The organism is Stenotrophomonas sp. PE591, from assembly GCF_018320795.1.
Classification (GTDB): domain Bacteria; phylum Pseudomonadota; class Gammaproteobacteria; order Xanthomonadales; family Xanthomonadaceae; genus Stenotrophomonas; species Stenotrophomonas maltophilia.
Genome location: NZ_JAAOKO010000012.1, coordinates 101,919 through 127,606, shown reverse-complemented (window position 1 = coordinate 127,606; position 25,688 = coordinate 101,919). Strand labels below are relative to the sequence as shown.

The 25,688-nt window shown below is 68.5% G+C and carries 24 protein-coding genes; 16 read left to right on the top strand and 8 right to left on the bottom strand.

The genetic code is table 11. From position 1 onward, the window contains the following. Nucleotides 1–80 precede the first annotated feature (80 nt). The gene (dtd, locus tag JLDANKMP_RS20910; RefSeq protein WP_005411180.1) at nt 81–521 is read right to left on the bottom strand and encodes a D-aminoacyl-tRNA deacylase; all 441 of its coding nucleotides are present in this window, start codon (nt 519–521) and stop codon (nt 81–83) included. A gap of 61 nt (nt 522–582) precedes the next feature. Here dtd and JLDANKMP_RS20905 point away from each other — a divergent pair, with 61 nt between their 5' ends. The 4 genes from JLDANKMP_RS20905 to JLDANKMP_RS20890 all read left to right on the top strand — a co-directional run bounded on the left by JLDANKMP_RS20905 (nt 583) and on the right by JLDANKMP_RS20890 (nt 4,816). After that, a complete protein-coding gene (locus JLDANKMP_RS20905; RefSeq protein ID WP_005411181.1) occupies nt 583–1,503 on the top strand; it encodes a lauroyl acyltransferase in 921 nt (306 codons plus the stop codon). 65 nt (nt 1,504–1,568) lie between these two features. Then, nucleotides 1,569–2,705: a GTP cyclohydrolase II RibA gene (ribA, locus tag JLDANKMP_RS20900; RefSeq protein ID WP_033834003.1), complete on the top strand. Its 1,137-nt coding sequence runs from the start codon at nt 1,569–1,571 to the stop codon at nt 2,703–2,705. 75 nt (nt 2,706–2,780) lie between these two features. Next, on the top strand, nt 2,781–3,281 hold the full coding sequence (locus tag JLDANKMP_RS20895) for a PH domain-containing protein (protein ID WP_005414594.1): 501 nt from the start codon (nt 2,781–2,783) through the stop codon (nt 3,279–3,281). Then, nucleotides 3,278–4,816, top strand: a complete 1,539-nt coding sequence (locus JLDANKMP_RS20890; RefSeq protein WP_212562013.1) for a PH domain-containing protein — start codon at nt 3,278–3,280, stop codon at nt 4,814–4,816. The genes JLDANKMP_RS20895 and JLDANKMP_RS20890 overlap by 4 nt, the downstream gene beginning before the upstream one ends. Nucleotides 4,817–4,930: 114 nt before the next feature. Here JLDANKMP_RS20890 and JLDANKMP_RS20885 read toward each other — a convergent pair whose 3' ends face one another. After that, nucleotides 4,931–5,989, bottom strand: a complete 1,059-nt coding sequence (locus JLDANKMP_RS20885; protein ID WP_212562012.1) for a CDP-glycerol glycerophosphotransferase family protein — start codon at nt 5,987–5,989, stop codon at nt 4,931–4,933. Between JLDANKMP_RS20885 and JLDANKMP_RS20880 the strand changes: the two genes are divergently transcribed. Both JLDANKMP_RS20880 and JLDANKMP_RS20875 read left to right on the top strand, forming a co-directional pair. After that, the gene (locus JLDANKMP_RS20880; RefSeq protein ID WP_005414597.1) at nt 5,988–6,806 is read left to right on the top strand and encodes a glycosyltransferase family 2 protein; all 819 of its coding nucleotides are present in this window, start codon (nt 5,988–5,990) and stop codon (nt 6,804–6,806) included. The two genes, JLDANKMP_RS20885 and JLDANKMP_RS20880, sit on opposite strands and share 2 nt — an antisense overlap. A gap of 43 nt (nt 6,807–6,849) precedes the next feature. Beyond that, nucleotides 6,850–7,971 (top strand): glycosyltransferase family 4 protein, encoded by a 1,122-nt coding sequence (locus JLDANKMP_RS20875; protein ID WP_212562011.1) that lies wholly within the window; start codon nt 6,850–6,852, stop codon nt 7,969–7,971. A gap of 18 nt (nt 7,972–7,989) precedes the next feature. Here the strand turns inward: JLDANKMP_RS20875 and JLDANKMP_RS20870 are convergent, their stop codons facing one another. The 4 genes from JLDANKMP_RS20870 to def all read right to left on the bottom strand — a co-directional run bounded on the left by JLDANKMP_RS20870 (nt 7,990) and on the right by def (nt 12,626). Further along, nucleotides 7,990–9,711 carry a glycosyltransferase family 39 protein gene (locus tag JLDANKMP_RS20870; protein WP_212562010.1) on the bottom strand — a complete coding sequence of 574 codons (1,722 nt, stop codon included), beginning with the start codon at nt 9,709–9,711 and terminating at the stop codon, nt 7,990–7,992. A gap of 23 nt (nt 9,712–9,734) precedes the next feature. Further along, nucleotides 9,735–11,066, bottom strand: a complete 1,332-nt coding sequence (rsmB, locus tag JLDANKMP_RS20865) for a 16S rRNA (cytosine(967)-C(5))-methyltransferase RsmB (protein WP_212562009.1) — start codon at nt 11,064–11,066, stop codon at nt 9,735–9,737. A gap of 3 nt (nt 11,067–11,069) precedes the next feature. Continuing rightward, the gene (gene fmt / locus JLDANKMP_RS20860) at nt 11,070–11,993 is read right to left on the bottom strand and encodes a methionyl-tRNA formyltransferase (RefSeq protein ID WP_024957899.1); all 924 of its coding nucleotides are present in this window, start codon (nt 11,991–11,993) and stop codon (nt 11,070–11,072) included. A gap of 120 nt (nt 11,994–12,113) precedes the next feature. Further along, entirely contained in the window at nt 12,114–12,626 is a 513-nt protein-coding gene (def, locus tag JLDANKMP_RS20855) for a peptide deformylase (protein ID WP_005411192.1), read from the bottom strand. A 126-nt stretch (nt 12,627–12,752) separates the two neighbouring features. Between def and JLDANKMP_RS20850 the strand changes: the two genes are divergently transcribed. The 9 genes from JLDANKMP_RS20850 to JLDANKMP_RS20810 all read left to right on the top strand — a co-directional run bounded on the left by JLDANKMP_RS20850 (nt 12,753) and on the right by JLDANKMP_RS20810 (nt 22,376). After that, on the top strand, nt 12,753–13,886 hold the full coding sequence (locus JLDANKMP_RS20850; protein ID WP_005414604.1) for a LysM peptidoglycan-binding domain-containing protein: 1,134 nt from the start codon (nt 12,753–12,755) through the stop codon (nt 13,884–13,886). A 166-nt stretch (nt 13,887–14,052) separates the two neighbouring features. Beyond that, nucleotides 14,053–15,180 (top strand): DNA-processing protein DprA, encoded by a 1,128-nt coding sequence (gene dprA / locus JLDANKMP_RS20845; protein ID WP_212562008.1) that lies wholly within the window; start codon nt 14,053–14,055, stop codon nt 15,178–15,180. Nucleotides 15,181–15,223: 43 nt separating this feature from the next. After that, the gene (locus JLDANKMP_RS20840; protein ID WP_005411195.1) at nt 15,224–15,697 is read left to right on the top strand and encodes a DUF494 family protein; all 474 of its coding nucleotides are present in this window, start codon (nt 15,224–15,226) and stop codon (nt 15,695–15,697) included. A gap of 39 nt (nt 15,698–15,736) precedes the next feature. Further along, a complete protein-coding gene (locus JLDANKMP_RS20835; RefSeq protein WP_212562007.1) occupies nt 15,737–16,486 on the top strand; it encodes a pilin in 750 nt (249 codons plus the stop codon). Between the two features lie 49 nt (nt 16,487–16,535). Continuing rightward, on the top strand, nt 16,536–17,468 hold the full coding sequence (locus JLDANKMP_RS20830) for an RDD family protein (RefSeq protein WP_212562006.1): 933 nt from the start codon (nt 16,536–16,538) through the stop codon (nt 17,466–17,468). A gap of 193 nt (nt 17,469–17,661) precedes the next feature. Next, nucleotides 17,662–20,154, top strand: coding sequence for a DNA topoisomerase I (locus tag JLDANKMP_RS20825; RefSeq protein WP_212562005.1), 2,493 nt, complete (start codon nt 17,662–17,664; stop codon nt 20,152–20,154). 129 nt (nt 20,155–20,283) lie between these two features. Next, nucleotides 20,284–20,874 carry a Sua5/YciO/YrdC/YwlC family protein gene (locus tag JLDANKMP_RS20820; RefSeq protein ID WP_005411199.1) on the top strand — a complete coding sequence of 197 codons (591 nt, stop codon included), beginning with the start codon at nt 20,284–20,286 and terminating at the stop codon, nt 20,872–20,874. 43 nt (nt 20,875–20,917) lie between these two features. After that, the gene (locus JLDANKMP_RS20815) at nt 20,918–21,607 is read left to right on the top strand and encodes a DUF4124 domain-containing protein (protein WP_043034572.1); all 690 of its coding nucleotides are present in this window, start codon (nt 20,918–20,920) and stop codon (nt 21,605–21,607) included. A gap of 22 nt (nt 21,608–21,629) precedes the next feature. Further along, nucleotides 21,630–22,376 (top strand): hypothetical protein, encoded by a 747-nt coding sequence (locus tag JLDANKMP_RS20810; protein WP_212562004.1) that lies wholly within the window; start codon nt 21,630–21,632, stop codon nt 22,374–22,376. 94 nt (nt 22,377–22,470) lie between these two features. Here the strand turns inward: JLDANKMP_RS20810 and JLDANKMP_RS20805 are convergent, their stop codons facing one another. Continuing rightward, entirely contained in the window at nt 22,471–23,247 is a 777-nt protein-coding gene (locus tag JLDANKMP_RS20805; RefSeq protein WP_005411202.1) for an SDR family oxidoreductase, read from the bottom strand. A gap of 111 nt (nt 23,248–23,358) precedes the next feature. On the opposite strand from JLDANKMP_RS20805, the gene JLDANKMP_RS20800 reads away from it, so the two are divergent. Beyond that, a complete protein-coding gene (locus JLDANKMP_RS20800) occupies nt 23,359–23,571 on the top strand; it encodes a hypothetical protein (protein WP_212562003.1) in 213 nt (70 codons plus the stop codon). 98 nt (nt 23,572–23,669) lie between these two features. Here the strand turns inward: JLDANKMP_RS20800 and sppA are convergent, their stop codons facing one another. Next, complete coding sequence (gene sppA / locus JLDANKMP_RS20795; RefSeq protein ID WP_005411204.1) at nt 23,670–25,592, bottom strand: signal peptide peptidase SppA; 1,923 nt, start codon at nt 25,590–25,592, stop codon at nt 23,670–23,672. Nucleotides 25,593–25,688 lie beyond the last annotated feature (96 nt).

Below are 25,688 nucleotides of genomic sequence, written 5' to 3'. Positions count from 1 at the left end.
GCGCCACCGGCAGGGAGAAATAGGGAACGTAGCATTATACCAGCCCGGGGCCCTGCCTGCCGGGCGGTGGTCCCGCAGGCTCAGGGCCGGAGAAGGAAGGTCACGGGACCATCATTGACCAGGCTGACGACCATATGGGCACCAAATCGGCCCGTTTCCACCCCTGGCGCGTGATTTTCACGACAGATCTCAACAAAACGGTTGAACCCGCGTTCAGCCTCTTCCGGCGGCGCGGCCGTGGTGAAGCTCGGCCGCATGCCCGAACGGGTGTCGGCGGCCAGGGTGAACTGGCTGACCAGCAGCAGGCCGCCGCCGGTATCGCGCAGCGAGCGGTTCATCTTCCCGGCCTCGTCGGCGAATACCCGGTAGCCCAGCAGGCGCTCGGCCATCCGCCGCAACTGGGCCTCGGTATCGCCCGGCTCCATGCCGACCAGGGCCAACAGGCCAGGGCCGATCTGCCCCACGGCCTCATCGTCGACATGGACGGCGGCCTGGCTGACACGCTGGATCAGGACGAGCATCGTGGGCTTCCAATGAACAGGGCCGGCCACGATAGCAGCGCCCTTGGCTAAACTGGCGCCGATGAATCCGCAACGCAAAGCCCGGCTGGTCTACCGCGCCACCACCCTGTTCGCCCGCCTGCCCTGGCCGCTGCTGCGGGCGTTCGCGCGCGCCCTGGCGTGGGCGTGGATCGCCCTCAATGCCCGTGAGAGCCGCGTCACCCGGCGCAACCTGGAACTGGCCTACCCGGAGCTGGATGGCGCCGCGCGCGACCGCCTGCACCGTGATCTGCTGCGCTCCACCGCGCTGCAGGCCATCGAAACCCTGCGGCTGTGGAGCCAGGCGCCGGCCGACAACCTGCGCCTGCACCTGAAGCAGCGCCATGGCGAGGCCCTGTACGACGCCGCCCTGGCCAGCGGCAAGGGCGTGATCGTGGCCGCGCCGCACTTCGGCAACTGGGAGCTGCTGAACCAGTGGCTGGCCTCGCGCGGGCAGATCGCCATCGTCTACAAGCCGCCGGAGGACGAGGCCAGCGATGCCTTCCTGCAGCTGGTGCGCGGCGGCCAGAACGTACAGCAGGTGCGCGCCGAAGGCCCGGCCGTGCGCCAGCTGTTCAAGGTGCTCAAGGACGGCGGCGCCACCGGCATCCTGCCCGACCAGCAGCCCAAGGCCGGCGATGGCGTGTTCGTGCCGTTCTTCGGCGTGCAGGCGCTGACCATGACCCTGGTCAACCGGCTGGCCGAACGCACGGGTGCCACCGTGCTCTATGGCTGGTGCGAACGCATCGGGCCGGACATGGAGTTCGCGCTGCACATCGAGCCGACCGACCCGGCCGTGGCCGATCCGGACCCGCTGGTGGCGGCCACCGCCCTCAACGCCGGTATCGAACGCATCGCCCGCCGCGACCCGGCGCAGTACCAGTGGACCTACAAGCGCTATACGCTGCGGCCACCGGGCAGTAGCGAGGAAGACCCGTACGCAACTGAGGAACACCCCCACTGACGGCCGCCTGCGACCACTGGCCGCACCACGTTGAATACGACGCCGGCGCCCCCATAGAGACTGCGATGTCCGCCTCCCCCGGTCCTGCCATGCCTGCTGCTTCTTCCCTGTTCGGCGATCCGGCCGCGATCCGCTGCGAACGCGCGGTGGCCGAACTGCGCGCCGGTCGTCCGGTGCTGCTCCACGATGGCCAGGGCCAGCGCCTGGCGGTGATCGCGCTGGACAGCGCCACGACCAGCAGCTTCGCCGCCTTCGCCGCTGCCGCCCGCGAGCGCCATTACCTTTTCCTGACCGCCACCCGCGCCCGCGTGCTCGGCGTGGAGGCACCACAGGGCGCGCGCCTGCCGCTGAGCGGCGTGGCCTTCGAGGCCCTGCCCTCGCTGGGCTACCTGCGCGAACCCGGGCCGATGCCCGAAAGCTGGAGCGCCGGCGACGCCTTCGATGCCGGCGCGGTGGAGCTTGCCCGCCTGGGTCTGCTGCTGCCAGCGATGGTCGCGGTGCGCCTGGACGTCGATGACCACACTTTCGACGGTGCGGCCGAGGTGGCCCTGTGCGACCTGGCCGAAGGCGCGGCACATGCGGCCCACGACTACGAACTGGTGGCGCGTTCGCCGGTTCCGCTGCGCGACGTCGGCATGACCACCTTTGCAGTCTTCCGCGGCGGCGTGGCGCAGCGCGACCAGGTCGCGATCATCGTCGGCGAGCCGGACCTGTCGGCAGTGGTGCCGGTACGCGTGCATTCTTCGTGCCTGACCGGCGATCTGTTCGGTTCACTCAAGTGCGACTGCGGCGACCAGCTGCGGCGTGGCCTGCGCAAGCTGAAGGACCTGGGCGGTGGCGTGCTGCTGTACCTGGACCAGGAAGGCCGCGGCACCGGCATCGCCGCCAAGATGCGCGCCTATGGCTACCAGCACGACGGCCTGGATACCATCGACGCCGATGCGCAGCTGGGCTTCGGTGCCGACGAGCGGCGCTACGGCAGCGCGGTGGCGATGCTGCGTGGCCTGGGCATTTCGCGCGTGGCGCTGCTCAGCAACAACCCGACCAAGGCACAGCGCCTGCGCAATGCCGGCATCGAAGTGCTGGACTGCATTCCGGTCACCGGCGAGATCACTGCCGAGAACGAGAACTACCTGCGCACCAAGGCCGACCGTGCCGGCCACCTGCTGGATGTCGATGCGCTGATCCAGGCTGCCCAGTAACGTAGCCGACCTGCTACCGTCTGCGCGGTGCGGCCACGGCCGCTACCGCCCGCCCTGCTGCCTGACGGAGCCCGCGTGACCGACGCCACGATTCCCGCACCACCCGCCACCGACTGGCAGTCACTGCCGCAACGTGCAGCCCGCCTGGCCGCACTGGAAGGTGCCTTTGGCGGCCTGTTCGTCCCGGGCCTGCCACTGGCGGCAGCGGCGTGGTTCTTCGATCTGCCCGGTGGCCTTTGGACCGCTGCAGCCGGGCTGCTGATGGGTGTGGCTTTTGGTGCGTGGCTGGGCCGTCGACGCCTGGTCCGCACCCGTTGGCGACTGGACGCACAGGGCCTGGGCCTGCGCCGCGACCTCATGTGGCAGCTGGAGACGCGCATCCCGCTCTCGCGGGTGCAGCATCTCGATCTGCGCCGGGGCCCGCTGGAGCGCCGTGCCGGCCTGGCCACGCTGATCGTGCACACCGCCGGCACCCGCATGAGCGCGGTGACCGTGAGCGGCCTGGACCAGGCCGACGCCGAGCGCCTGCGCGACACCCTGTCCCACCAGCTCGACCAGGACGCCGACGCCCTGTGAGCCTGCCGCCGCCCCTGCCTGCACCGCCGCCCGCCGGTACCGAGGACCACCGCCTGCACCCGTGGTCGTGGCTGTTCGTGCTGCTGATGCAGCTGCGCCACTACTTCCTGCCACTGGTCGCGCTGCTGGTGTTCGGCCAGCGCGGCGACCGCGATCCGATGTGGGCGCAGCTGATTCCGCTGACGGCAATTGCCGCCCTGGTCCTGGTGTCGGTGATGCAGTACCTCAGCTACCGCTACCGCATCGGCAGCGATGCGATCACCGTGCGCAGTGGTCTGTTGGCGCGCAACCGCCGCGAGATCCCGTTCGCCCGCATCCACAACGTGGAAGTGCGGCAGAACCCGCTGCACCGCCTGTTCGGCGTGGCCGAGCTGCGCCTGGAATCGGCCGGCGGTGTGCGCCCTGAAGCGGAGATGCGGGTGCTGAAGCTGGACCAGGCACTGGCGCTGGAACGGCTGGTCCGCCAGCGCGGGCAGGCGCCGCAGGCCAACGACGCCGTCGATGCGCCGCCCATTGTCGACGTCGACAGCGAACGCGTACTGCTGCGACTGTCCAGCTGGGACGTGGTGCGCATGGGACTGCTCTCCAACCGCGGCTGGGCACTGGCGGTGGCCGCGTTCGGCGTCCTGTTCCAGACAGTGCCGCGGCCGGTGATGGACGATGCCATCCAGCGCGGCGGCCGCGAGGCCTTCGGCTATGCCAGCCACCTGCATCCCGGCGTGACCGGCGCGTTGCTGCTGGCGGCGGCGGCCCTGCTGCTGGGCTGGCTGGCGCTGCGCGTGCTGTCAGTGGTGCTGACCCTGTTGCGTTACCACGGCTTCACCCTCGTCGAGCAGGACCGCCGCCTGACGGTGTCGGCCGGGATGCTCAGCCGCACCCGCAGCAGCGTGGCACGTCGCCGCATCCAGGCCTGGACGCTGCGCGAAGGCACCCTGCAGCGCTGGTTCGGGCTGCGCCAGCTGCGCATCGACAGTGCCGCCGGTGGCCCTTCGCGTGACGAGGACCGCGCCCTGCGCGAACTGGCGCCGCTGGCAACCCGCGAGCATTGCACGCAACTGGTGCAGCACCTGCTCCCCCAGCTGCACTGGCCACCGGCGCAATGGCAGTCCATCCCGCAACGTGGCTGGTGGCGGCTGTGCCTGGGCGCGCTACTGCTGGTGCCGCTGCTGGCCGCCGCCGCGTACTGGCGCTGGGGCCCATGGGGCCTGGTCGTGCTGGCCTGGCTGCCGGTCGCGTTGTTGGTCGCACACCGGCAGATGGCACGCATGGGCTGGTATCTGGACGAGCACTATGTGGCCGTGCGCGGCGGCTGGTGGAAACGCTGGTGGCGCTGGGCCGAGCTGGACAAGGTGCAGGGCCTGCGCCTGCAGCGTTCACCGCTGGACAAGGTGCTGGGCACCAGCAGCCTGCAACTGGATACCGCCGGTGCGCATGGCGACGTGGCACTCACCCTGCACCATCTGCCGCAGGCACAGGCACAGCAGGCGATGGATCAACTGGCGGCCGCGCTGGCGCGGCGCAAACTGCGCTGGTGATGCGGGGTCGGATCCCGGCCTGAATCAGGTCGTGCCGGCCGCTGGCCGGCAACTGCACATCCCCCGGTTTGCCGGCCAGCGGCCGGCACGACCGCGAGCAGGGTCAGCGAGGCATCATCGCTGCGAGGGGCCCCAATAGCCCAGGTCCCTTCGGATCTGCAGATCGCGCACCCAGCTGCCGAGAGGCTTGCGGCGCAGCGCACCCATTTCACCGGACAGGAAATCCTCGGTGGCCGCGATTACCCGCTCGCTGGACAGGCCGTCGCGGTACGGATGGATGGCATCGGCGTAACGCACGATTTCCGCCTGCAGCGCTGCATCCGGATGCAGCGCGCGCTGCAGCATCGCCGGCAGCTGTGCCGGGTCGTCGAAATCAATCATGTGCGGCTTCGGCACGCGGTTGCGGAAGGTCACCACCGGCTTGTGCTGGACGATGAACTCCGAAACGATCGACGAGGTGTCCGACACCAGCACATCGGCGGCGCGCTGCGCGGCCATCACCTGCTCCGGCTCGATGAAGCGGGCATTGGCACCGGCCAGCGCGCGGTAGCGCTCGAACAATTCCGGCGGACATTTGGGATGCAGGGTCAGCAGCCAGTAGCGCCCACCGGCAGCGATATCGGCGGCGATCTGCGCATGCAGGTGCGGTGCCGCACTCAGCCGCTCGGTGAAGGTGGAACCAAACAGGATCACCGGGCGATCGCCGGCCGGCGCGCGCAGTGCGGCGCTCTCGCCACCGTCATCGCGGAACAGCGGGTCCAGCTTCGGCCAGCCGGTCTCGGCCACCGCGAAATGGCCCTGCTGGGCCGCGATCTCGCGGAACGGTGTCGTGGTGGCCGGCCCCTGCGTGCAGTACAGGTCGAACATGCCGCGCACCCGGAAGTGGCCGCGCGCGCTGTCGCGCTTTTCCACATTGAAGCCATGGAACAGCTGCACCTTGGCCCCCGAAAGGAAGGTCGGCACCCAGTTGGCCGCGCTGAACACCGCCCGCGGGCGCATTGCCAGGGCCTGTTTCAGGCCGACGTTGGCCACCCCCGGCAGGCTGCTGCCGGCCGCGCCGCCTTCGAACCAGGCCGCAACCTCCTGCCCGGACGCGTGCAACGCCCGCGCCAACGGGGCGAGAATAGGCAGCGCATAGCGCTCCGTCGCAAACAACAGGTACCCGGCCATCATGTCCTCCACGACCGCTCCCATCGAACGGCCTCGCATCTCGGCGTGCATTATCGCGTTCAACGAGGCCGGGCGCATCGGCGACTGCCTGGCCTCGCTGGCCTTCTGCGATGAGATCGTGGTGGTGGACTCGCAGTCCACCGATGCGACCGTGGCCATCGCCGAGGCTGCCGGTGCCCGCGTGCTGCAGCGTCGGTTCGAGGGTTTCCGCAGCCAGAAGGCGTTCTGCGTCGAGCAGGCCAGCCACGACTGGGTACTGTGCCTGGATGCCGACGAGCGCATCAGCCCCGAGCTGCGTGCGGCCATCGAACAGGCCCGTGACGGCGGCTTCGCCGGCCACGCCGGCTACCGCTTCGCCCGCCTGTCTGAGTACTTTGGCAGGTTCCTGCGCCACGGCAATGCCTACCCGGACCGGGTGATGCGCCTGTTCGACCGCCGCCAGGGCGGCTGGCGCGGCAAGCGCGAGATCCACGAGGCGGCCAGCGTCGATGGCAGCGTCGGCACCCTGCGCGGCGATCTCATCCACTATCCCTATCGATCGTTGCAGCAGCAGCTGGCCAAGACCGAGAAGTATGCGCGGATGATGGCCGAGCACGAGTTCGCGCGTGGCAAGCGCGCCACGCTGGGCAAGCTGGTGCTGGCGCCGGCATGGCGGTTCTGGCGCGGCTTCCTGTTCCGCGGCGGCTTCCGCGACGGCTGGCACGGCCTGGTCTATGCCTATGTGCGTGCCAACTACGTAAGGCAGAAGACCATCATGCTGTGGATGCTAGGCAACGGCCAGGCGGTGGCCGATCCTCCAGCCCCTGTGGAACGGCCCTGAGCCGGCTGTGTCACACTTGCCGCGCGTTGCCTGAAGATCCCCCATGAAAATCCTGTACACCAACTTCCACTATGGCGACGGTGGCGGCCACACCACGTACATCGTGTCCCTGGCGCGCGCCCTGCATGGCCAGCACACGGTCCATGTCGCAGCCCCCGCCGACAGCCGCCTGCTGCGCACGGTGGCCGAGGAAGGAATCGCCACCCCGCTGCCGATGGCCTTTGGCAGCGGCCTGCCGACCTTGCCACGACAACTGGCCGAACAGCATGCGCTGCGCCGGCTGGTGCAGGACGAGGGCATCGACCTGGTCCACGTCAACGGTGCTCGTGATCACCGCTTCGTGATGCAGGGACTGCTCGGCATGCGCCGCCCGCCGATCATCCTGACCAAGCACAACAGCAAGCCCACCCGTACGCTTGGCAATGCCTTCAGGGCCCGCTGGGCCACCGACCGCGTGATTGCGGTTTCGGCACACACCGGGCGCCTGCTGGAGCAGGGCCCGTACCGGCGCTGCCCGATCGATGTGGTCCGCAACGGCGTCGACCTGGACCGCTTCGCGCCGCTGCCGGCCGACGCCGGCCAGGCAATGCGGCAGCAATGGACGCAGGACCCGGATGCGCTGCTGCTGGTCAGCAACGCCGGCACCGATGACTACAAGGGCTGGATCGACCTTGCGCAGGCCATTGCCCTGCTCCCCGACGCGATCCGGCCGCACGTACACATGGCGGTCGCGGGTCACCTGCCCAACGCGCAGCAACGCGCGCAGGTACAGGCCCTCGGCGATGTCGCCGCGCAGGTCCACTTCACCGGACTGCTGGCCGATACGCGCCCACTGATCGCCGCCGGCGACGTCGGCTTCGTGCTGTCCAACGACATCGAAACAATTTCCTTCGCCTGCCGCGAAATGATGGCCAGCGCCAGGCCGATGCTGGTCAGCGACTACGCGGGGCTGCCGGAGAACATCGAGCAGGGAGTCGACGGCTGGGTCGTGCCCACCCGCAACGTGGCCGCCATCGCCGCACAGGTGCAGGCGATGTATGAACAACGCCAGGCGCTGCCGGCGATGGGCATGGCCGCCCGCCGCCATGCAGAGCGTGAGTTCGGCCTGCAGACCTTCGCCGGGGCGACCCTGGCCACCTATCACGCCGCCTTGGCCAGCACCTGAGCCACATTGCCCGAACGCTTAATCGGTAAGGCCGGGCCCCTGCAGGCGGCGCTCGTGCTCGAGTTCCGCCGCCGACGGCCGGCAGGTGCCGGCGACCGCATCGGCAGGCACAAGCCACCAGCGGCGACGATTGGAAATGCCTGCCATTTCGGCCTGCGCACGGTCAATGCAGGCCTGCATCGCATCTTCGTTCACCAGCAGCCAGCGGTGCTGCGGAACCAGCCGCTGCCAGCGCACGGCCGCCTGCAGCTGTTGATGCCAACGCGCTTCGAATCCAAAGGTGGCCGCCGCGCGATCGGCCATCAGCAGGTTCTGCTCTTTCCATGCCACCAATCCCAGCTCGGCCTGCGGACCGATGCGTGCGCTGACCTCACGCATCAGGCCACGGGCCGAGCTGGAATCGTTCAACACCGGATAACCGACCAGGCTATACAGCACCCATACCCCGGCCAGGGTAGAGACCAAGGCAACGTGCCGACGTCGGCGCCCGCACGCCCACAGGCTCAACGCCGACCAGATCGCCATCGCCAGCGCCGTCCACGCCAATGCATCGGTCGCGCCAGGCGGCAATCCGCGTCCATGGGCAAGGTTCACCTCGAAGCGCGGATCACCCAGCAACGCGAGCGCCCCGACCAGGCTCAATCCCAGTGCCAGCAACGCGGCAAACCCTCCCAGCACGCGCTGCACATCGCGCCGCTTCAGCAGCCCGGGCAGCAGCGGCGCCAGCGCCAGGCAGAACATCGGCAGCGCCGGCAGGATGTAGACATCACGCTTGCCCTGGGGAATCGAGAAGAACAGCACGACCAGCAACCACCACGCCAGCGGCAGCAGGTAGCGTGGATCGCGGCGGCTCAGGCGCCGCCGCCACGCCGGGATCGCCCATGGCAGCGCCAGGAACGCGGGTATCCACATCGTTGGCATGACACCGAAGAAGTACCACCATGGCTGGTGATGGTCCCAGGACTGCGTGTAGCGGCGGGCCGTCTGCCGCACCAGGATGTCGTTGATGTAGCCGCGGTACTCGTCCGATCCGGTGCCCAGCGCGGCCAGCAGCATCGGCGCCAGCCACAGCGATATCGCCAGCAGGAAGGCCAGCGGTGCCAGCCAGAAGCGGCCATCGCGCGCGTGCAGGGAAACACGGGGCCACTGCAGGGCTGCAGCGATGGCCGCCGGCACGATCATCAGCAGCGCCAGCATGCCCACGCCCTTGGTGATCACCCCGATACCGGCAAAGAACCAGCCCAGCCACCACCAGCGCCAGGCCGGGCCCAGCAGCAGGTGGCGCAGCAGGCCATAGTTGGCCAGGGTGATGAACAGCACCAGCAGCGGATCGATCTGCGCCTTCTTCGCCTGGAAGGTGAACTGCAGCGCGAACAGCAGTGCCCACCCCGCGCAGAGCCCGACCTGCCGCGTCCACAGCCGGCGCCCCAGATCGACCACGCACCACAGCGTGCCCAATGCGGCCAGCAGCGAGGGCAGCAGGAAGGCCACGCGCCAGTGGCCAACCAGGCCATACAGCGAGGCCTGCCACCACATCAGCATCGGCGGCTTGTCCGAATACAGCTCGGTACCGCGATGCGGGAACAACCAGTAACCGCTGTCGACCATCTGCCTGGCCACCAGCGCGAAGCGTGGTTCGTCAGAAGGCCACGGATCGCGGAGACCGAGCCCGGCCCCCAGCACCAGCAGGGCCACCACCACGAACAACCACGTCTGGCGCGACGCGTGGGTCTTCAGCATGGGACTCGAAACGGCAGCGGGGGTCAGGCTGCTTTTATCAGACGCGCGTAGAAGAAACCGTCAGCATCGTTGTCACCAGGCAGTCGCTGGCGTGCCACGCCTTCGCAATCCACGCCGAACGCATCGCCCAGCGGCTGCGCCACCGCGTCCGGATGCCACTTCAGGAACGCACGCACCTGATCGATGTTCTCGGCGCGCAGGATCGAGCAGGTGGCGTACAGCAGCACGCCGCCGGGGCGCAGCATCGACCAGCAGGCTTCCAGCAGGCGCGCCTGCACGCCCACCAGTGCATCGACGTCCTCGGCGCGACGGTGGAACATCACATCCGGCTGGCGGCGGATCACGCCCGTGGCCGAACATGGCGCATCCAGCAGGATCGCGTCGAACGGCACGCCGTCCCACCACGAACCGGGATCGCTGGCATCGGCGACCAGGGTCTGCGCATGCTCGCCCACACCGGTGCGGGTGTAAGTGTCACGTGCCCGGGCCAGACGGCGCGCGTCGATATCCAGCGCCAGCAGGCGCAGGCTCGGGTCACGCTCCAGCAGATGCGCCGATTTGCCGCCGGGTGCCGCGCAGGCATCCAGCACGCGGGCACCGGTCGCGGGTGCCAGCGCATCGGCCGCGCATTGCGCCGACAGGTCCTGCACCGACAGTGCACCATCGCCGAAGCCCGGCAGCTGGTTCACGGCAACGGGGGTCGCCAGGCGCAACGCATCGGCGCACAGTGCAGTGGCTTCAGCGGCAATGCCGGCCTCGGCCAGCGTCGCCAGGGCCTTGTCGCGACCGCCGTGCTGGCGGTTGGCACGCAGCCACAAGGGCGCGGGTTGCAGGCTGGCGCTGAAGATCGCTTCGGCGTGCGCCGGCCAGTCGCGTTCGATCGCATCAGCCAACCATTCCGGGAAGGCGTCGCGCGCAGGCTGCTCGGGGAACCCCTCGCGCTGGGCGCGGCGCAGGATCGCGTTGACCAGGCCTGCCTGGCGCTCACGGCCCAGCGCGCGCGCCGCATCGACCGTAGCCGAAAGCGCTGCGTGCGCAGGCAGTTCGAGCACGTCCAGCTGGGCGAAACCGACCATCAGCAGCGTGCGCAGGTCGGCATCGCGCGCCGACAGCGGCTTCTGCATCCAGGCCTGCAAGGCCGCGTCATAGGTGCTGCGACGGCGCAGCACAGCGAAACACAGGGCTTCCAGCAGCGCGCGGTCGCGGCTGTCGGCCAGCTTCGGCAGCGCCCAGGCCAGTTCGGCCTTCAGCGAACGGCCACGGGTGAACACCTGTGCCAGCACGCGTGCGGCCAGCATGCGCGTGGCCGCGCCCGGTGCCGCCTTGGCGACGGAGAAATCGTTCTGCTTGGACACCGCTTATGCCCCCACGCGCAGGTCGCGGCGAGCGTTGAGGTAATCGGCAGCGGTGATCGCCTTGCCGCCTTCACGCTGCAGCACGCGCAGGCGCAGCGCGCCCTGGCCACAGGCAATGTCGATGCCGTCGCGGCCGGCGGCCAGCACGGTGCCCGGCGCCTGGCCGTGGTCTGCCTCCAGTGCCACCGCACCATGGATGCGCACGCGTTCGCCAGCCAGCGTTGCCTCGGCGATCGGCCACGGATTGAACGCGCGCACGGTACGCGCCAGCGCGTCGGCGTCCTGCGCCCAGTCCAGCCTGGCTTCGGCCTTGTCCAGCTTGTGCGCGTACGTCACGCCCTGTTCCGGCTGCGGTCGCGCGATCGGCTTGATGCCCGCGCGCAGCAGGCCCAGGCCATCGGACAACACCTGGGCACCAAGCTCGGCCAGCTTGTCGTGCAGCTGGCCGCCGGTATCGGTGGCGGCGATCGGCAGCTCCTGGTGCAGCAGCACCGGGCCGGTATCCAGGCCAGCCTCCATCTGCATCAGGCACACCCCGGTCTTCGCGTCACCAGCCTGGATCGCACGCTGGATCGGCGCAGCGCCGCGCCAGCGCGGCAGCAGCGAGGCATGCACGTTCCAGCAGCCATGGGTCGGGATGGCCAGTACCGCCTTGGGCAGGATCAGGCCATAGGCCACCACCACCATCAGGTCCGGCTGCAGGTCGCGCAACTGCTGCTGGGCAGCCGCGTCCTTCAGCGACTCCGGCTGGTAGACCGGAATGCCACGGGCCACGGCTTCGAGCTTGACCGGCGAAGGCGCCAGGCCACGGCCTCGGCCGGCCGGGCGATCAGGCTGGGTATAGACGGCCACGACCTCATGGTGGCGCGCAGCCGCGCGCAGCGACGACACCGCGAATTCCGGCGTACCGGCAAAGACAATCCTCATGGCTACCCCACTTGCAGGATGGATTCGTGCAGGAAAGAAAACGGCGCCGTCGGCCGGCGCCGTAGAGCCCGCGCGAGCCGCGCAGGCACGGGCCACCCGAAGGGTGGCCCGGATTGGCGATCACGCCACGTGCTTGCGCTGCTTGGCCAGCTTCTTGCGCACCATCTCGCGCTTGAGCGGCGACAGATAGTCGATGAACAGCTTGCCGTCCAGGTGATCCATCTCGTGCTGGATGCAGGTGGCCAGCACGTCACCAGCCTCCATCTGCTGTTCCTGGCCGTTGCGATCCAGGTACTTCACGGTGATGGTGTCGGCACGGGTCACGTCGGCGAAGATGCCCGGAACCGACAGGCAGCCCTCCTGGTACACCCGGCCCCCGTCCTTGGCGACGATTTCCGGATTGATGAACACATGCGGTTCATTCTTTTCTTCGCTGACGTCGATGACCATGAAGCGCTTGTGCACGTCCACCTGGGTGGCGGCCAGGCCGATGCCCGGGGCGTCGTACATGGTCAGGAACATGTTGTCGATCAGTTCCTGGAAGGCCGGCGTGGTGACTTCGGCAGCTTCGATCAACGCGGCCTTGGTACGCAGGCGCGGATCGGGGAACTCGAGAATGGGGAGAAGGGCCATGGCTGTTTCCGGATAGGGGGCCGGCACGCCGGCATACGTCGCAGATTCTAGCTCCAACGCTTGCCTTGCGCCCCGGTTTCTGGACTATAGTGCGCGGACCTGTTGGGGAATCAGGGCTTCACACCTATGTTGCTTCGTTTTCGTACGGTCGTCGCCGCGGCGATGCTGACCGTGGCTGCCTATGCTACCGCCGTGGAAGTGAATGGCGGGCACCCGGACACCTATGTGGTCCGAAAAGGGGATACGTTGTGGGATATCGCCGCACGTTTCCTGCAGAAGCCGTGGCTGTGGCCGGAGATCTGGCAGGCCAATCCGCAGATCGCCAATCCGCACCTGATCTATCCCGGTGACGTCCTGAGCCTGGCCTACCTGGACCGGGTAACCGTGGCGGCCCGGCCCGGCCCACGCCAGGAGGCCCCGATCGACGCCATTCCGCTGGCCCAGGTCGAGCCGTTCCTGAAGCAGCTGAGCGTGGTCGACAGCATCGAGCAGCTGCCCTACGTGGCCGGCCTGGAAGAGGAACGCCTGCGTGCCACCAGCGGCCACGCCGTCTATGTGCGCCTGGCTGACGCCCAGGTAGGCCAGCGCTGGGCGGTTGTCCGCCCGACCGTGCGCTACGCCCAGCCCAAGCCGACCGAGGACCTGACCGCCAACGGCGACGTCACCCCGGGCAGCGGCAACCTGTGGCGCGCCTACAGCGCACCCAACCACCGCCGCGGCGTGCTCGGCTATGAGCTGGCCCAGGTCGCCACCGGCACCATCACCCATGTCGCCGGAGGCAAGGTCGAGGCGTCCACCCTGGTGCTGGACAAGAACGAAGGCGGCCGTGAGGTGCGTGCCGGCGACCGCCTGGTGCCGATCGAGGCCAGGCCGTACGACCTGCAGTTCGTGCCCCATGTCCCCGCCGCAGGCGTCGAGGGCGTCGACGTACGCGTGCTGGCCGTCACCGACATGTTCACCGCCGGCGGCCCCCGCGACGTGATCGCGATCTCGGCTGGTCGCACGCAGGGCGTGGACAATGGAACCGTGTTCTCGCTGTGGCGCCCGGGCCGCCATGTGGCGCACCGCATGAAGTACCCGAACTCGTCGCGCACGGACGATTCGCTCAGCACCGGCGCCGGCCGGGTCTCGCTGCCGGACGAGTACGCGGCGCATGCCATGGTGTTCCGCACCTTCGACAATGTCAGCTACGCGCTGGTGATGCAGGGCGTGAAGCCGGTGCGCGTGGGGTACAACGCGTTGCACCCGGACGCGCGGTAGAGTCGACTGTTGGTCGACTGCTCTTCACCGCCCCCCGAAAGCGCCCGCGCTGCGCGCGGTAGTCGACTGACAGTCGACTCTACAGGGGCGGTCTCCGGCAAAACCTGACAGCCACATGCGAAGGCGCCCTAGGGCGCCTTTGTTGCATGCGCTCGATAGTGGGGGAATGACCAAGCAAGCTGATGAGGCGCTGCTGCGCCTGGTGATGGCAGGCGGCGCGCTGGCGCCACGGCGGACCCTGCTGCAGGCCGCGGGCAGCGCGGAGGCCGCGATCGCGCAGGGCGCCGCGACCTGGCGCGCGCACGGTTGCACGCCAGAGCAGTGCGCTGCACTGGAACGCCCCGACGCCCGCGCCTGGACCGTGGCACGGCACTGGCTGGAAGACGACGACCACCATCTGCTGTCCTTTGCCGATGCGGCCTTTCCGCCGCCCCTGCTGGACGTCCCGAACCCGCCACTGGCGCTGTTCGTGGCGGGCGATCCGAGCCTGGCCTGGCGCCCCTCGGTGGCGCTGGTCGGCAGCCGCTCGCCCACCCCGGGAGGACGCGCGCTGGCCGCGCGCTTTGCCGGCTGCTTCGTCGAGGCCGGACTGGCCGTAACCAGTGGCCTGGCGGCCGGCATCGACGCGGCCGCCCACCTGGCCACACTGGAGGCAGGCGGCTGCACCGTGGCGGTGATCGGAACCGGCCCTGATCGGGCCTATCCGGACAGCCACCAACGGTTGCAGGGGCGGATCGCCGCCGAGGGCGCGGTGCTCAGCGAGTACCTGCCCGGCACACCGGCACGCCCGGGCCACTTCCCCGCGCGCAACCGCCTGGTGGCCGGGCTGGCGCTGGCGACGGTGGTGGTCGAGGCCGCGCAACGCTCCGGCGCCCTGATCACCGCACGGCTGGCTGCCGAGGCGGGCCGTGAAGTCTGTGCCCTGCCCGGCTCGGTACTCAACCCACGCGCAGCGGGCTGCCACCGGCTGATCCGTGAAGGGGCCGCACTGGTCGAGCGCCCCGAGGAAGTGCTGGAACTGCTGGCCCCTGCCCTTCGCCAGCAGCTGCCGGGCTTGCAATCACGGCTGGGCACCCCCACTGAACAGGCACCGCCGGCGCTCCTGCCGGCGCGCTGGGCCGACGACCCTGACTACCAGTGCTTGTGGCGGGCCCTGGACCACGACCCAAGCAGTATGGATTCACTGATCACACGCTGTGGATTGACGGCGCCCCAGGTGTCCTCCATGCTGCTGGCCATGGAACTGGCGGGAATCGTGGTGTGCGTACACGGCCGCTACTGTCGAACTCCCTAGTTTCTTCACCTCCACAGCGTCGCGCGACGCAGGCCGAGGGGCAATGAAAGAGAGCATCCTGGACGTACTGCTGTACCTGTTTGAACACTATTTCAGCGAAGACGCGGACCTGATCCGTGACCGCGATTCGCTCCAGAACGGCCTGATCCAGGCCGGTTTCAGCCCAACCGAGATCAACAAGGCGTTCGACTGGCTCGACGCCCTGGCCGCGCAGCGGCCGAGCGTGGCCCAGGCACGGGTCGACGGCCCCGTGCGCGTCTACCACGGCCCCGAGCTGGACAAGCTGGACGTGGAATGCCGCGGCTTCCTGCTGTACCTGGAACAGCACGGCATCCTCGACGCCGACCAGCGCGAACTGGTGCTGGACCGGGCGATGGCCCTGGACCAGGACGAACTGGACCTGGACGACCTGAAATGGGTCGTACTGATGGTGCTGTTCAACCAGCCTGGCTCCGAAGCGGCCTATGCCTGGATGGAGACGCAGATGTTCATGGACGAGCCAGAACCCCTGCACTGACCGTACACTTGGGGGCATAGCGCATTCAGGAGCGTCCCCGTGAGCGAGTGGTTCCATGCAGAAGGCAACCGGCAGCAAGGTCCGCTGCCGGCGGAACAATTGGTCGAGCTGTTCCGCAACAACCAGATCACCCTGGACACCCTGGTCTGGCGCGACGGACTGCCGCAATGGCAGCCGTTGCGCACCGTCGTGGACGAACTCGGCCTGATCGTGCCGGCACTCGACGCTTCCGCATCGACCATCGAGCCCGAACCGGAACAGGAACCGGCGGCACCGCAGCCGCCGGTGCTGCCGCCGTCCACGCCGTATGCCGCCACCCCGCCGGCCGGCGTGTTGCCGCCACCGAAGAAGAAGCTGTCCGGCTGCGCCCTCACTGCGATCATCGGCGGCGGCCTGCTGCTGGTGCTGATACCGATCCTGGCCATCCTGGCCGCCATCGCCCTGCCCGCCTACAAGGACTACACCGTGCGCGCCAAGGTCGCCGGCGCAGTGTCCGCGCTGCAGCCGTTGAAGGACCAGGTGCAGCATTTCGCCGATGACGAAGGCCGTTGCCCCGGTGCCAACGACGCCGGCTTCCCGGCCCCTGGCGACTTCACCCAGGTCGGTCTCTCGGCAGTGAACATCGGCCGCTTCAACAACGGCCACTGCGGCATCGAAGCCACCCTGGCGCTGCCCGGCAAGAGCCTCGATGGCGATCTGCTGTGGCTGGAATACGATCGCGACAGTGGCCGCTGGGAATGCAGCGGCGAAAGCGACGACAAGTACCTGCCGCCGTCGTGCCGCGGCTGAACCGCGCGCACACCGGCACCTCCAAGGACGATTCAACAGGGAACATGCAATGACTGAGTGGTATTACGCAGAAGGACAGCAACGCCAGGGGCCCTTGCCGGTCGAGGAGATCCGCCAGCGTTTCCAGCGCGGCCTACTGAACCTGGACACCCTGGTCTGGCGCGAGGGCATGGCCCAGTGGGCTGCACTGCGCCAGGTGGTCGACGAGCTCGGCCTGCAGACGCTGGCCGATGCCAGCACCGCCACCAGCAGCGGCGGGTTCGACCTGCGCAGCGACTATGCCGCCATCGACAGCGGTACCGCACCGCTGCCCGGTACCGGCGCGCTCAGCAGCTCGCCATACAGCGCTCCAGCCGCGGTCGGCAGCGGTGGCCACGCACAGCCAGTGGTTGGCGGTGAAGTGGTCTACGCAGGCTTCTGGAAGCGCGTGGCGGCCTACATGATCGACTACTTCGTGCTGGTCATCCCCGGCAGCATCATCGGGGCCATCCTCGGTGCGATCCTGGGCGCCAGCATGGGCGCGGTGGGCAGTGGCGAATCGGCCATCGAGATCGTGGCCCAGCTGGCCAGTGCCCTGATCAACCTCTGCATCGGCATGGCGTACTACACCTGGTTCCATGCCTCGAAGGGCGGCGCCACGCTGGGCAAGATGGCGGTCGGCATCAAGGTCGTCCGCGGCAACGGCGAGCGCCTGACCAAGGCCCGCGCGTTCGGTCGTTACTGGGCCATGCTGCTGAGCAGCTTCACCCTCGGCATCGGCTTCCTGATGGCGGCCTTCACCGAGCGCAAGCAGGGCCTGCACGACATGATCTGCGACACTCTGGTGGTTGACCGCTGGGCCTACACCGACCAGCCCCACCTGCAGCGCCGCGAGCTGGGCACCGTCACCGTGCTGGTACTGGTGTTGACGGCGGTACTGTCGCTGGTGGGCCTGGCGCTGCTGGTGTTCGCGGTCGGCTTCATCGCCAAGATGGCCTCCTGAACGGCCATCCTCACGGCTGGCTGCTTGACACGGGCTGGCCGGGCGTGATTCCTCTAATAAGGTGAAACCTGAACGCCCGGCACATTACCGGGCGTTCAGTTTATGGATTTGCGCGTGGCCGCTTCACTAATGCGGCCATTTGCTCCACCCTAGCGGCCCCTTCCCCACGGTTCGCCCCACAGACCCTGCTGCCATGCCCAAGCACCTGCTCATCGTCGAATCGCCGGCCAAGGCCAAGACGATCAACAAATACCTCGGCAAGGACTACACCGTCCTGGCCTCGTATGGGCATGTGCGTGACCTGATTCCGAAGGAAGGCGCGGTCGACCCGGACAACGGGTTCGCCATGCACTATGACGTGATCGACAAGAACGAGAAGCACGTCGACGCGATCGCCAAGGCCGCCAAGGGCGCCGACGACATCCTGCTGGCGACCGACCCGGATCGCGAGGGTGAAGCGATCAGCTGGCATATCGCCGAGATCCTGAAGGAACGCGGGCTGGTCAAGGACAAGCCGATGCAGCGCGTGGTGTTCACCGAGATCACCCCGCGCGCCATCAAGGAAGCCATCAGCCAGCCGCGCGCGATCGCCAGCGACCTGGTCGATGCCCAGCAGGCGCGCCGCGCGCTGGATTACCTGGTCGGTTTCAACCTGTCGCCGGTGCTGTGGCGCAAGGTCCAGCGCGGCCTGTCCGCCGGCCGCGTGCAGAGCCCGGCGCTGCGCATGATCGTCGAGCGCGAGGAAGAGATCGAAGCCTTCATCGCCCGCGAGTACTGGTCGATCGCCGCCGAGTGCGCGCACCCGTCGCAGCACTTCAACGCCAAGCTGATCAAGCTGGACGGGCAGAAGTTCGAGCAGTTCACCATCACCGATGGCGACACCGCTGAAGCGGCGCGGATGCGCATCCAGCAGGCCGCGCAGGGCACGCTGCACGTCACCGACGTGGCCAGCAAGGAGCGCAAGCGCCGCCCGGCGCCGCCGTTCACCACCTCCACCCTGCAGCAGGAAGCCTCGCGCAAGCTCGGCTTCACCACCCGCAAGACGATGCAGGTGGCGCAGAAGCTGTATGAAGGCGTGGCGATTGGTGACGAAGGCACCGTCGGCCTGATCTCGTACATGCGTACCGACTCGGTGAACCTGTCGCAGGATGCGCTGGCCGAGATCCGCGACGTGATCGCCCGTGACTACGGCATCGCCTCGCTGCCGGACCAGCCCAACACCTACCAGACCAAGTCGAAGAACGCCCAGGAAGCGCACGAAGCGGTGCGCCCGACCTCGGCCCTGCGCACCCCGGCCCAGGTCGCCCGCTTCCTCACCGACGACGAGCGCCGCCTGTACGAACTGATCTGGAAGCGTGCAGTGGCCTGCCAGATGATTCCGGCCACGCTCAACACGGTCAGCGTCGACCTGTCGGCCGGCAGCGAACACGTGTTCCGTGCCAGCGGCACCACCGTGGTCGTGCCAGGCTTCCTGGCCGTGTACGAGGAAGGCAAGGACAACAAGAGTGCCGAGGACGAGGACGAAGGCCGCAAGCTGCCGGCGATGAAGCCCGGCGACCGCGTGCCGCTGGAACGCATACAGGCCGAACAGCATTTCACCCAGCCGCCACCGCGCTACACCGAAGCGGCGCTGGTGAAGGCGCTGGAAGAGTACGGCATCGGCCGTCCCTCGACCTACGCCTCGATCATCCAGACCCTGCTGTTCCGCAAGTACGTGGAAATGGAAGGGCGCAGCTTCCGCCCGTCCGATGTGGGCCGCGCGGTGTCCAAGTTCCTGTCCAGCCACTTCACCCAGTACGTGGATTACGACTTCACCGCCAAGCTTGAAGACGAGCTCGATGCCGTCTCGCGTGGCGAAGAAGACTGGATCCCGTTGATGTCGCGCTTCTGGGAACCGTTCAAGGAACTGGTCGAAGACAAGAAGGAATCGGTCGACCGCGCGGAGGCCAGTGGCGCGCGCGAGCTCGGCACCGACCCCAAGACCGGCAAGCCGGTCAGCGTGCGGTTGGGCCGTTTCGGACCCTATGCCGCCATCGGCAGCACTGCCGAAGATGCCGAGGAGAAGCCGAAGTTCGCTTCGCTGCGCCCCGGCCAGTCGATGCACACCATTTCCCTGGAAGACGCGCTGGAGCTGTTCCTGATGCCGCGCGCACTGGGCGAGGACAACGGCGAGCCGGTCAGCGTCGGCATCGGCCGCTTCGGCCCGTTCGCCAAGCGCGGCAGCACCTATGCCTCGCTGAAGAAGGAGGACGACCCGTACACCATCGACCTGGCCCGCGCCGTGTTCCTGATCGAAGAGAAGGAAGAGATCGCGCGCAACCGGATCATCAAGGAGTTCGAGGGCAGCGACATCCAGGTGTTGAACGGCCGCTTCGGCCCGTACATCAGCGACGGCAGGATGAACGGCAAGATCCCCAAGGATCGCGAACCGGCGTCGCTGACCCTGGCTGAAGTGCAGCAGTTGATGGAAGAAACCGGCAAGCCGGTGCGCAAGGGCTTTGGTGCCAAGAAGGCCGCCGCGAAGAAAGCCCCGGCCAAGAAGGCGGCAGTGAAGAAGGAAGCGGCGCCGAAGAAGGCCGCTGCAAAGAAAGCGCCTGCCAAGAAGGCCGCGGTCAAGAAAGCAGTAAAGAAGGCCGCCGCGAAGAAGGCCCCGGCGAAGAAGGCCGTCAAGAAGGCCGCGAAGTAACTCCACGCCATACGTGGATGAGGGGTAGTGCCGGCCGCTGGCCGGCAACCCCAGAAGCATCAGATGCCGGCCAGCGGCCGGCACTACCGGGTGCCAGGGTCCACCCCTTCTGCACGCAGCAGGGGGATAATGAAGGCCCACGCCGGGCCGGTCGCCGCCATGAAAGAACTCACCCTGGACTCTGCTGTCGCCACGCTCCGCGCGGGCGGCGTGATCGCCTACCCGACCGAAGCGGTCTGGGGCCTGGGCTGTGACCCTTCGCACGAGGCGGCGGTGCACATGGTGCTGCGACTGAAACAGCGCCCGATCGAAAAAGGCATGATTCTGGTCGCGGCCGATCTGGCGCAGCTGGAAGGCTGGGTGCGCCTGCAGGCCCTGCCGGACGCACGCCAGCGCGCGGTGCTGGCCAGCTGGCCCGGCGCCAACACCTGGATCCTGCCGGCCGGACCCCGTGCCCAGCCGTGGGTCACCGGGGAGCACAGCGGCATCGCCGTGCGCATCAGCGCCCACCCGCTGGTGGCCGAACTCTGCCGTGCCTGGGGAGGCCCGCTGGTCTCCACCAGCGCCAACCTGGCCGGCGAACCACCGGCGCGCCGCCGCGAAGAACTGGATCCACGCCTGCTGCGCCTGCTTGATGGCATCCTGGATGGCGAAACCGGCGGCCTGGCCCAGCCCACCCCGATCCGCGACGCGCTCAGCGGCAACGTGCTGCGCTCCTGAGCGGCCGATTGCGCTGCCCCGGACAATCGCGCACCCTGCCGTCATGAACCTGCTGCGCACCGCTTTGGGCCTGTGCCTGCTGCTGCCATCGACGGCACCGGCGGCCGAGGATGTGCGGGTCTACCGCTGCGTCGCCAGCAACGGCGCCGTGGCCCTGCAGGACAGGCCCTGCAACAGCGGCCGCCAGGAAGTCCGCGACCTGCAGCGCCCGCGCGATCCAGCGCCGCGGGTGGTGCGCAGCGATGCGCCGCCCGCACCGCCGGACGAATCTCCGGTGATGCGTGACCGCGAGGTCCGCCACGTCTACATCCAGCCGCCGCAGCCGCTGTACGAATGCGTGCGCGACGATGGCCAGCGCTATACCAGCGACAGCAACGAGGGCAATCCGCGTTGGGTGCCGCTGTGGACCAGCGTCTGGCTGCCACACGGGCATCGGGGCCCATCGTACCCGGGTCCGCGCCCGGCCATCGGCACACCGATCGGTCCGCCCGTCGGCGAGGGTCCCGGTTACCGGCCGCCCGCCGTCGGCGTAGGCGTGCAGGTCCCGGCCGGCAGCGTGCTGGTGCGCGACAGCTGCCACGCGCTGCCGCCACAGGAGGTCTGTGCGCGCCTGCGCGACCGCCGCTGGGAACTGGACCGTCGCTACAACAGCGCATTGCAGAGCGAGCGCACCGCCATCAACAACGAACAGCGTGGCATCGACGCGCGCCTGTCACGCGACTGCCAGCGTTGAGCGCAGCCTGTACGCTGTGAGCATGAACAGACTGATCTGGTTGCTTCTGGCGCTGCTGCCCGGAAGCGCGTTGGCCGAAGAGGCCGTGATCTACCGCTGTACCTCCAGCAGTAGTGACGTCCCTACCCTGCAGCGCACGCCGTGCCCCACCGGCAGCAGGCAGCAGGTGCTGCGCGTGCCCGGCCCGGCCAACCCGCAGCCGGCTGCCGCTGCACCTGTGGCTGCGGAACCTGCACCCGCCCCCGTCGAAACACCCGCGCCGGTGCCGGCCGGGCCGGCCGTTGCCCCTGCGGCCCCAGCGAAACCACGACGCGCGGACGAAGGACGCACCATCATGGAAGCGGGAATGGTTGAACGCGAAGGTGCCAACCAGATTCTCGACAGTGCGACCCTGCGCCGTGATGCCGATGCCCGTGCCAAAGCAGGCAACGGTCCACCGAAGCCGCCGCTTCCCCCGATCTTCCAGTGCACCGACGGACAGGGCGGTGGTTATCTGCACGAGTACGAGGCATCACCTGGTCGCTGCGTACCGATGATGGTGCAGGGCCTGGGCGGGGTCACGCCGATGAACGCGGCCGGCTGCGAAGTCGTACGCGACCACTGCGAGGAACTTCCCGAAGCACAGCGATGCGGCAGCTGGCAGCAGCGCTTCCGCGATGCCCGCGGCCGTGAACGCTTCGCCGCACCGGACAACCGCGATACCGCGCGCGGTGAACGCGAGCGGCTGCAGGCGGTGTTGGAGGCCAGCAACTGCCCGGTACCGGGGTGACCGCCACCCGGTAGTGCCGGCCGCTGGCCGGCAACCACAGGATCTTCAGATGATTGCAGTTGCCGGCCAGCGGCCGGCACTACCCGCGGAAAGATCAGAACCCGTAACGCAGGAAGCCGCCATCCACCGCGATGCACTCACCGGTGACATAGCTGGCTGCCGGCAGGCACAGGAAGCCCACCGCGGCGGCCACTTCCTCCGGCTCGCCGATACGACGCATCGGCGTGCGGTTGATCACCTCCTCGTAGTAATCCGGGTCCGACAACGGACCGGAGGTCCGCCGCGTGCGGATGTACCACGGCGCCACTGCATTGACCCGGATGCCATCCTCGGCCCACTCGACGGCCAGGTTGCGGGTCATCTGGTGCATCGCGGCCTTGCTCATGCCGTAGACCACGCCGCTGCGCACATGGGTCAGGCCGGACACGCTGCCGACGTTGACGATCGACGACGATGCGTGGCGAGCCAGCAGCGGATGCGCGTAGCGCGACAGCTCGAACGCCGAGAACAGGTTGGTCTCGAAGATCTTCCGCCATTCGTCCTCTGAATACTCCGTGGCCGCCTTGGTGACGTTGCCGCCAGCGTTGTTGACCAGGATGTGCAGGCCATCACTGTGGTCTTCCACCCAGTCCAGGATCTGCCGGCGGTCCTCGTCGTCGGAGACATCGGCGGCCAGCGCGTGCACCTGCATCTGCGGATACACATCCAGCAGCTCGTCGCGCGCGGTCTCCAGCATGTCGATATCGCGCCCGACGATCATCAGGTCCGCGCCGAAGCCGGCCAGTTCGTGCGCGATGGCCAGGCCGATACCGGCGCTGGCACCGGTGATCAGGGCGGTCTGCCCGTCCAGGCGCCACCGTTGCTGGGTCATGTGTCCTCCGGGGCCGCGCCCGCTGCATTTCGATGCGGCAAGGATACGCGCTCACGGCGGCCCTCTGCCGAGGATGCGACACTGCACGTACGCCCACTGCGGAGAGCCGCCATGCGCATCCTGACCCTGTTCTCGTCCCTGCTGGCCGGCGTGCTGCTGGTGGCCTGCCAGCGGCCGCCGACGCCGGACCCGGAGAAGCCACCGGTGCCCAAAGCGATGTCGCGTGCGATGCAGGAACCGCTGGACCGCGCCAAGGGCGCGCAGAAAGCGGTGGAAGAAGCCGCCGCACGCGAACGCAAGGACGAGGCCGACGCGACGCAGTGACCTGTGGGGTCAGAGCCCTTTGCGGGGCAAAGGGATCCGACCCCACCAACGAAAACGCCCGGCCAGGGCCGGGCGTTTTCATTCGTCACCGTTGCCGATCAGAACCCGCAGAAGCAGTAGGCCAGCGCCTTCACCGGCGTGCCGTTGCCCTTCTCGCGCGCCGCGTTCTCGACAAAGCGCAGCTGCGTATCCACTTCCGGCATCGTGCGCGCCAGCACCATCCGCGCCATGCCCGAGTCGGACAGCATCCAGGCGCCGGCGCGGCTGCCGGCGAAACCGCTGACGAACTGCGCGAACGGCGTTGCCGCCTTCTCGATGTAGCGCACGCGGTAGGCATCGGCCTTGCCCAGCTTGGCACGGCTGGCGGCATCGGCCACGGCATCCTTCAGGCCACCGAAGGCATCGACCAGGCCACGTTCCTTGGCCTGCGCACCGCTCCACACGCGGCCACGCGCCACTTCGTCGACGGCCTCGACCGGCTTCTTGCGGGCGTCGGCGACGCGACCGGTGAAGTCGGCGTAACCCTTGTTGATCACCGACTGGATGACCTGGCCAACGGCCGGATCCATCGGGCGGGTGACATCGAACGCACCCGCGAAACGGGTGGTGCCGACACCATCGGTGTGCACGCCGATCTTGTCCAGCGCGCGGCTGAAGTTCGGCACCATGCCGAAGATGCCGATCGAACCGGTGATGGTCGACGGATCGGCATAGATGCGATCGGCATTCATGCTGATCCAGTAGCCACCGGAGGCGGCCAGGTCGCCCATCGACACCACCACCGGCTTGCCGGCGGCCTGCAGGGCCACCACTTCGCGGCGGATCTGCTCGGAGGCGAACACTTCACCGCCCGGCGAATCCACGCGCAGCACGACCGCCTTCACGTTCTCGTCGTCACGCGCGGCACGCAGCAGCGCCGAGGTCGATTCGCCACCGATGCGGCCGGCCGGGAGATCGCCGCCGCTGATTTCGCCGGCGGCCACAACCACCGCTACCTGCGGACGGTTGTCCACCGGGTTGCGGCGCGCATCGAGCTGGCCCAGGTAGGTGCCGAAGTCGACGTTGCGGAAACCACCGTCGGCATCGTCGTCGGCCACGCCGCGCTCGATCATCAGATCCTCGAATTCCTCGCGGGTCTTCAGCGCGGTCACCAGCTTCTGCTGCAGGGCGAACTTGGCCAGGTCGCCACCGGCGGCGGCGATGCCTTCCGGCAGCGTGTCGATGCCGGCGGCCAGCTGTGCCGGGTCCAGGCGACGCGCCTTGGCGATGTCCGCCAGATAGCGCTGCCACACGTCGTTCATCCAGAACAGGTCGGCTTCCTTGGAGGCCGGCGAGGCCGCATCGAGCACGTACGGCTCGGCCGCGGACTTGTACTCGCCCACCTTGAACAGGTGCACGTCCACGCCCAGCTTGTCCTGCAGGCCGGTGCGGAAGTACTGGCGGTAGCGGCCCAGGCCCTCGAGCACCACCGACCCCATCGGGTCCAGGTAGACCTCGTCGGCCTGTGCGGCCAGCAGGTACTGCGACTGGCCCATGCTCTCGCTGTAGGCCACCAGCTGCTTGCCGGAGGCACGCAGGTCCTGCAGCGCGGTGGCCACTTCACGCAGCGAAGCGAAGCCGGACGGCTGCAGCTTGTCCAGCTCCAGCACCACGCGCTCGATCTTCTTGTCTTCCTTGGCCGACTCGATCACCCGCAGCAGGTCGCGCAGCTGGATCTCCTCGGCGCCGTTGTCACCCACCGCCTTGGCCAGCGCGCGGCTGACCGGGTCGGCGCTGAACTGCTCGACCAGGCGGCCTTCCGGGGCGATCACCAGGGTGGTGCGGTCCTGCAGCGACTTGCTGGCACCGGCGCCCATGCCCGCCGCGATGACGAACATCACCAGCAGCAGGAACAGCAGGCCGAAGAACAGCAGGTTGAGGATCAACCGGCGGGTGAAGTTCATGACGTCCCACAGCCCGATGAAGAAACTGGCGACGGGGTTGCGACGCGCCGGGGGCAGCGGGGGCACGGGTTGATTCATGGAACGCTCCGGATGGCTTCTTGCCGTGGTACCAGCATAGCCGGTGCCGCGTGATGCGGCATCGGACACAAGTCAGGGGATCGCCCGCCATGGGTC

Excerpts from the sequence above, each read along its gene's own strand:
- dtd (WP_005411180.1), bottom strand. The coding sequence starts at position 521 with ATGCTCGTCCTGATCCAGCGTGTCAGCCAGGCCGCCGTCCATGTCGAC.
- JLDANKMP_RS20905 (WP_005411181.1), top strand. The coding sequence starts at position 583 with ATGAATCCGCAACGCAAAGCCCGGCTGGTCTACCGCGCCACCACCCTG.
- ribA (WP_033834003.1), top strand. The coding sequence starts at position 1,569 with ATGTCCGCCTCCCCCGGTCCTGCCATGCCTGCTGCTTCTTCCCTGTTC.
- JLDANKMP_RS20880 (WP_005414597.1), top strand. The coding sequence starts at position 5,988 with ATGTCCTCCACGACCGCTCCCATCGAACGGCCTCGCATCTCGGCGTGC.
- JLDANKMP_RS20885 (WP_212562012.1), bottom strand. The coding sequence starts at position 5,989 with ATGATGGCCGGGTACCTGTTGTTTGCGACGGAGCGCTATGCGCTGCCT.
- JLDANKMP_RS20875 (WP_212562011.1), top strand. The coding sequence starts at position 6,850 with ATGAAAATCCTGTACACCAACTTCCACTATGGCGACGGTGGCGGCCAC.
- JLDANKMP_RS20870 (WP_212562010.1), bottom strand. The coding sequence starts at position 9,711 with ATGCTGAAGACCCACGCGTCGCGCCAGACGTGGTTGTTCGTGGTGGTG.
- fmt (WP_024957899.1), bottom strand. The coding sequence starts at position 11,993 with ATGAGGATTGTCTTTGCCGGTACGCCGGAATTCGCGGTGTCGTCGCTG.
- def (WP_005411192.1), bottom strand. The coding sequence starts at position 12,626 with ATGGCCCTTCTCCCCATTCTCGAGTTCCCCGATCCGCGCCTGCGTACC.
- JLDANKMP_RS20850 (WP_005414604.1), top strand. The coding sequence starts at position 12,753 with ATGTTGCTTCGTTTTCGTACGGTCGTCGCCGCGGCGATGCTGACCGTG.
- dprA (WP_212562008.1), top strand. The coding sequence starts at position 14,053 with ATGACCAAGCAAGCTGATGAGGCGCTGCTGCGCCTGGTGATGGCAGGC.
- JLDANKMP_RS20840 (WP_005411195.1), top strand. The coding sequence starts at position 15,224 with ATGAAAGAGAGCATCCTGGACGTACTGCTGTACCTGTTTGAACACTAT.
- JLDANKMP_RS20830 (WP_212562006.1), top strand. The coding sequence starts at position 16,536 with ATGACTGAGTGGTATTACGCAGAAGGACAGCAACGCCAGGGGCCCTTG.
- JLDANKMP_RS20825 (WP_212562005.1), top strand. The coding sequence starts at position 17,662 with ATGCCCAAGCACCTGCTCATCGTCGAATCGCCGGCCAAGGCCAAGACG.
- JLDANKMP_RS20820 (WP_005411199.1), top strand. The coding sequence starts at position 20,284 with ATGAAGGCCCACGCCGGGCCGGTCGCCGCCATGAAAGAACTCACCCTG.
- JLDANKMP_RS20815 (WP_043034572.1), top strand. The coding sequence starts at position 20,918 with ATGAACCTGCTGCGCACCGCTTTGGGCCTGTGCCTGCTGCTGCCATCG.
- JLDANKMP_RS20810 (WP_212562004.1), top strand. The coding sequence starts at position 21,630 with ATGAACAGACTGATCTGGTTGCTTCTGGCGCTGCTGCCCGGAAGCGCG.
- JLDANKMP_RS20805 (WP_005411202.1), bottom strand. The coding sequence starts at position 23,247 with ATGACCCAGCAACGGTGGCGCCTGGACGGGCAGACCGCCCTGATCACC.
- JLDANKMP_RS20800 (WP_212562003.1), top strand. The coding sequence starts at position 23,359 with ATGCGCATCCTGACCCTGTTCTCGTCCCTGCTGGCCGGCGTGCTGCTG.
- sppA (WP_005411204.1), bottom strand. The coding sequence starts at position 25,592 with ATGAATCAACCCGTGCCCCCGCTGCCCCCGGCGCGTCGCAACCCCGTC.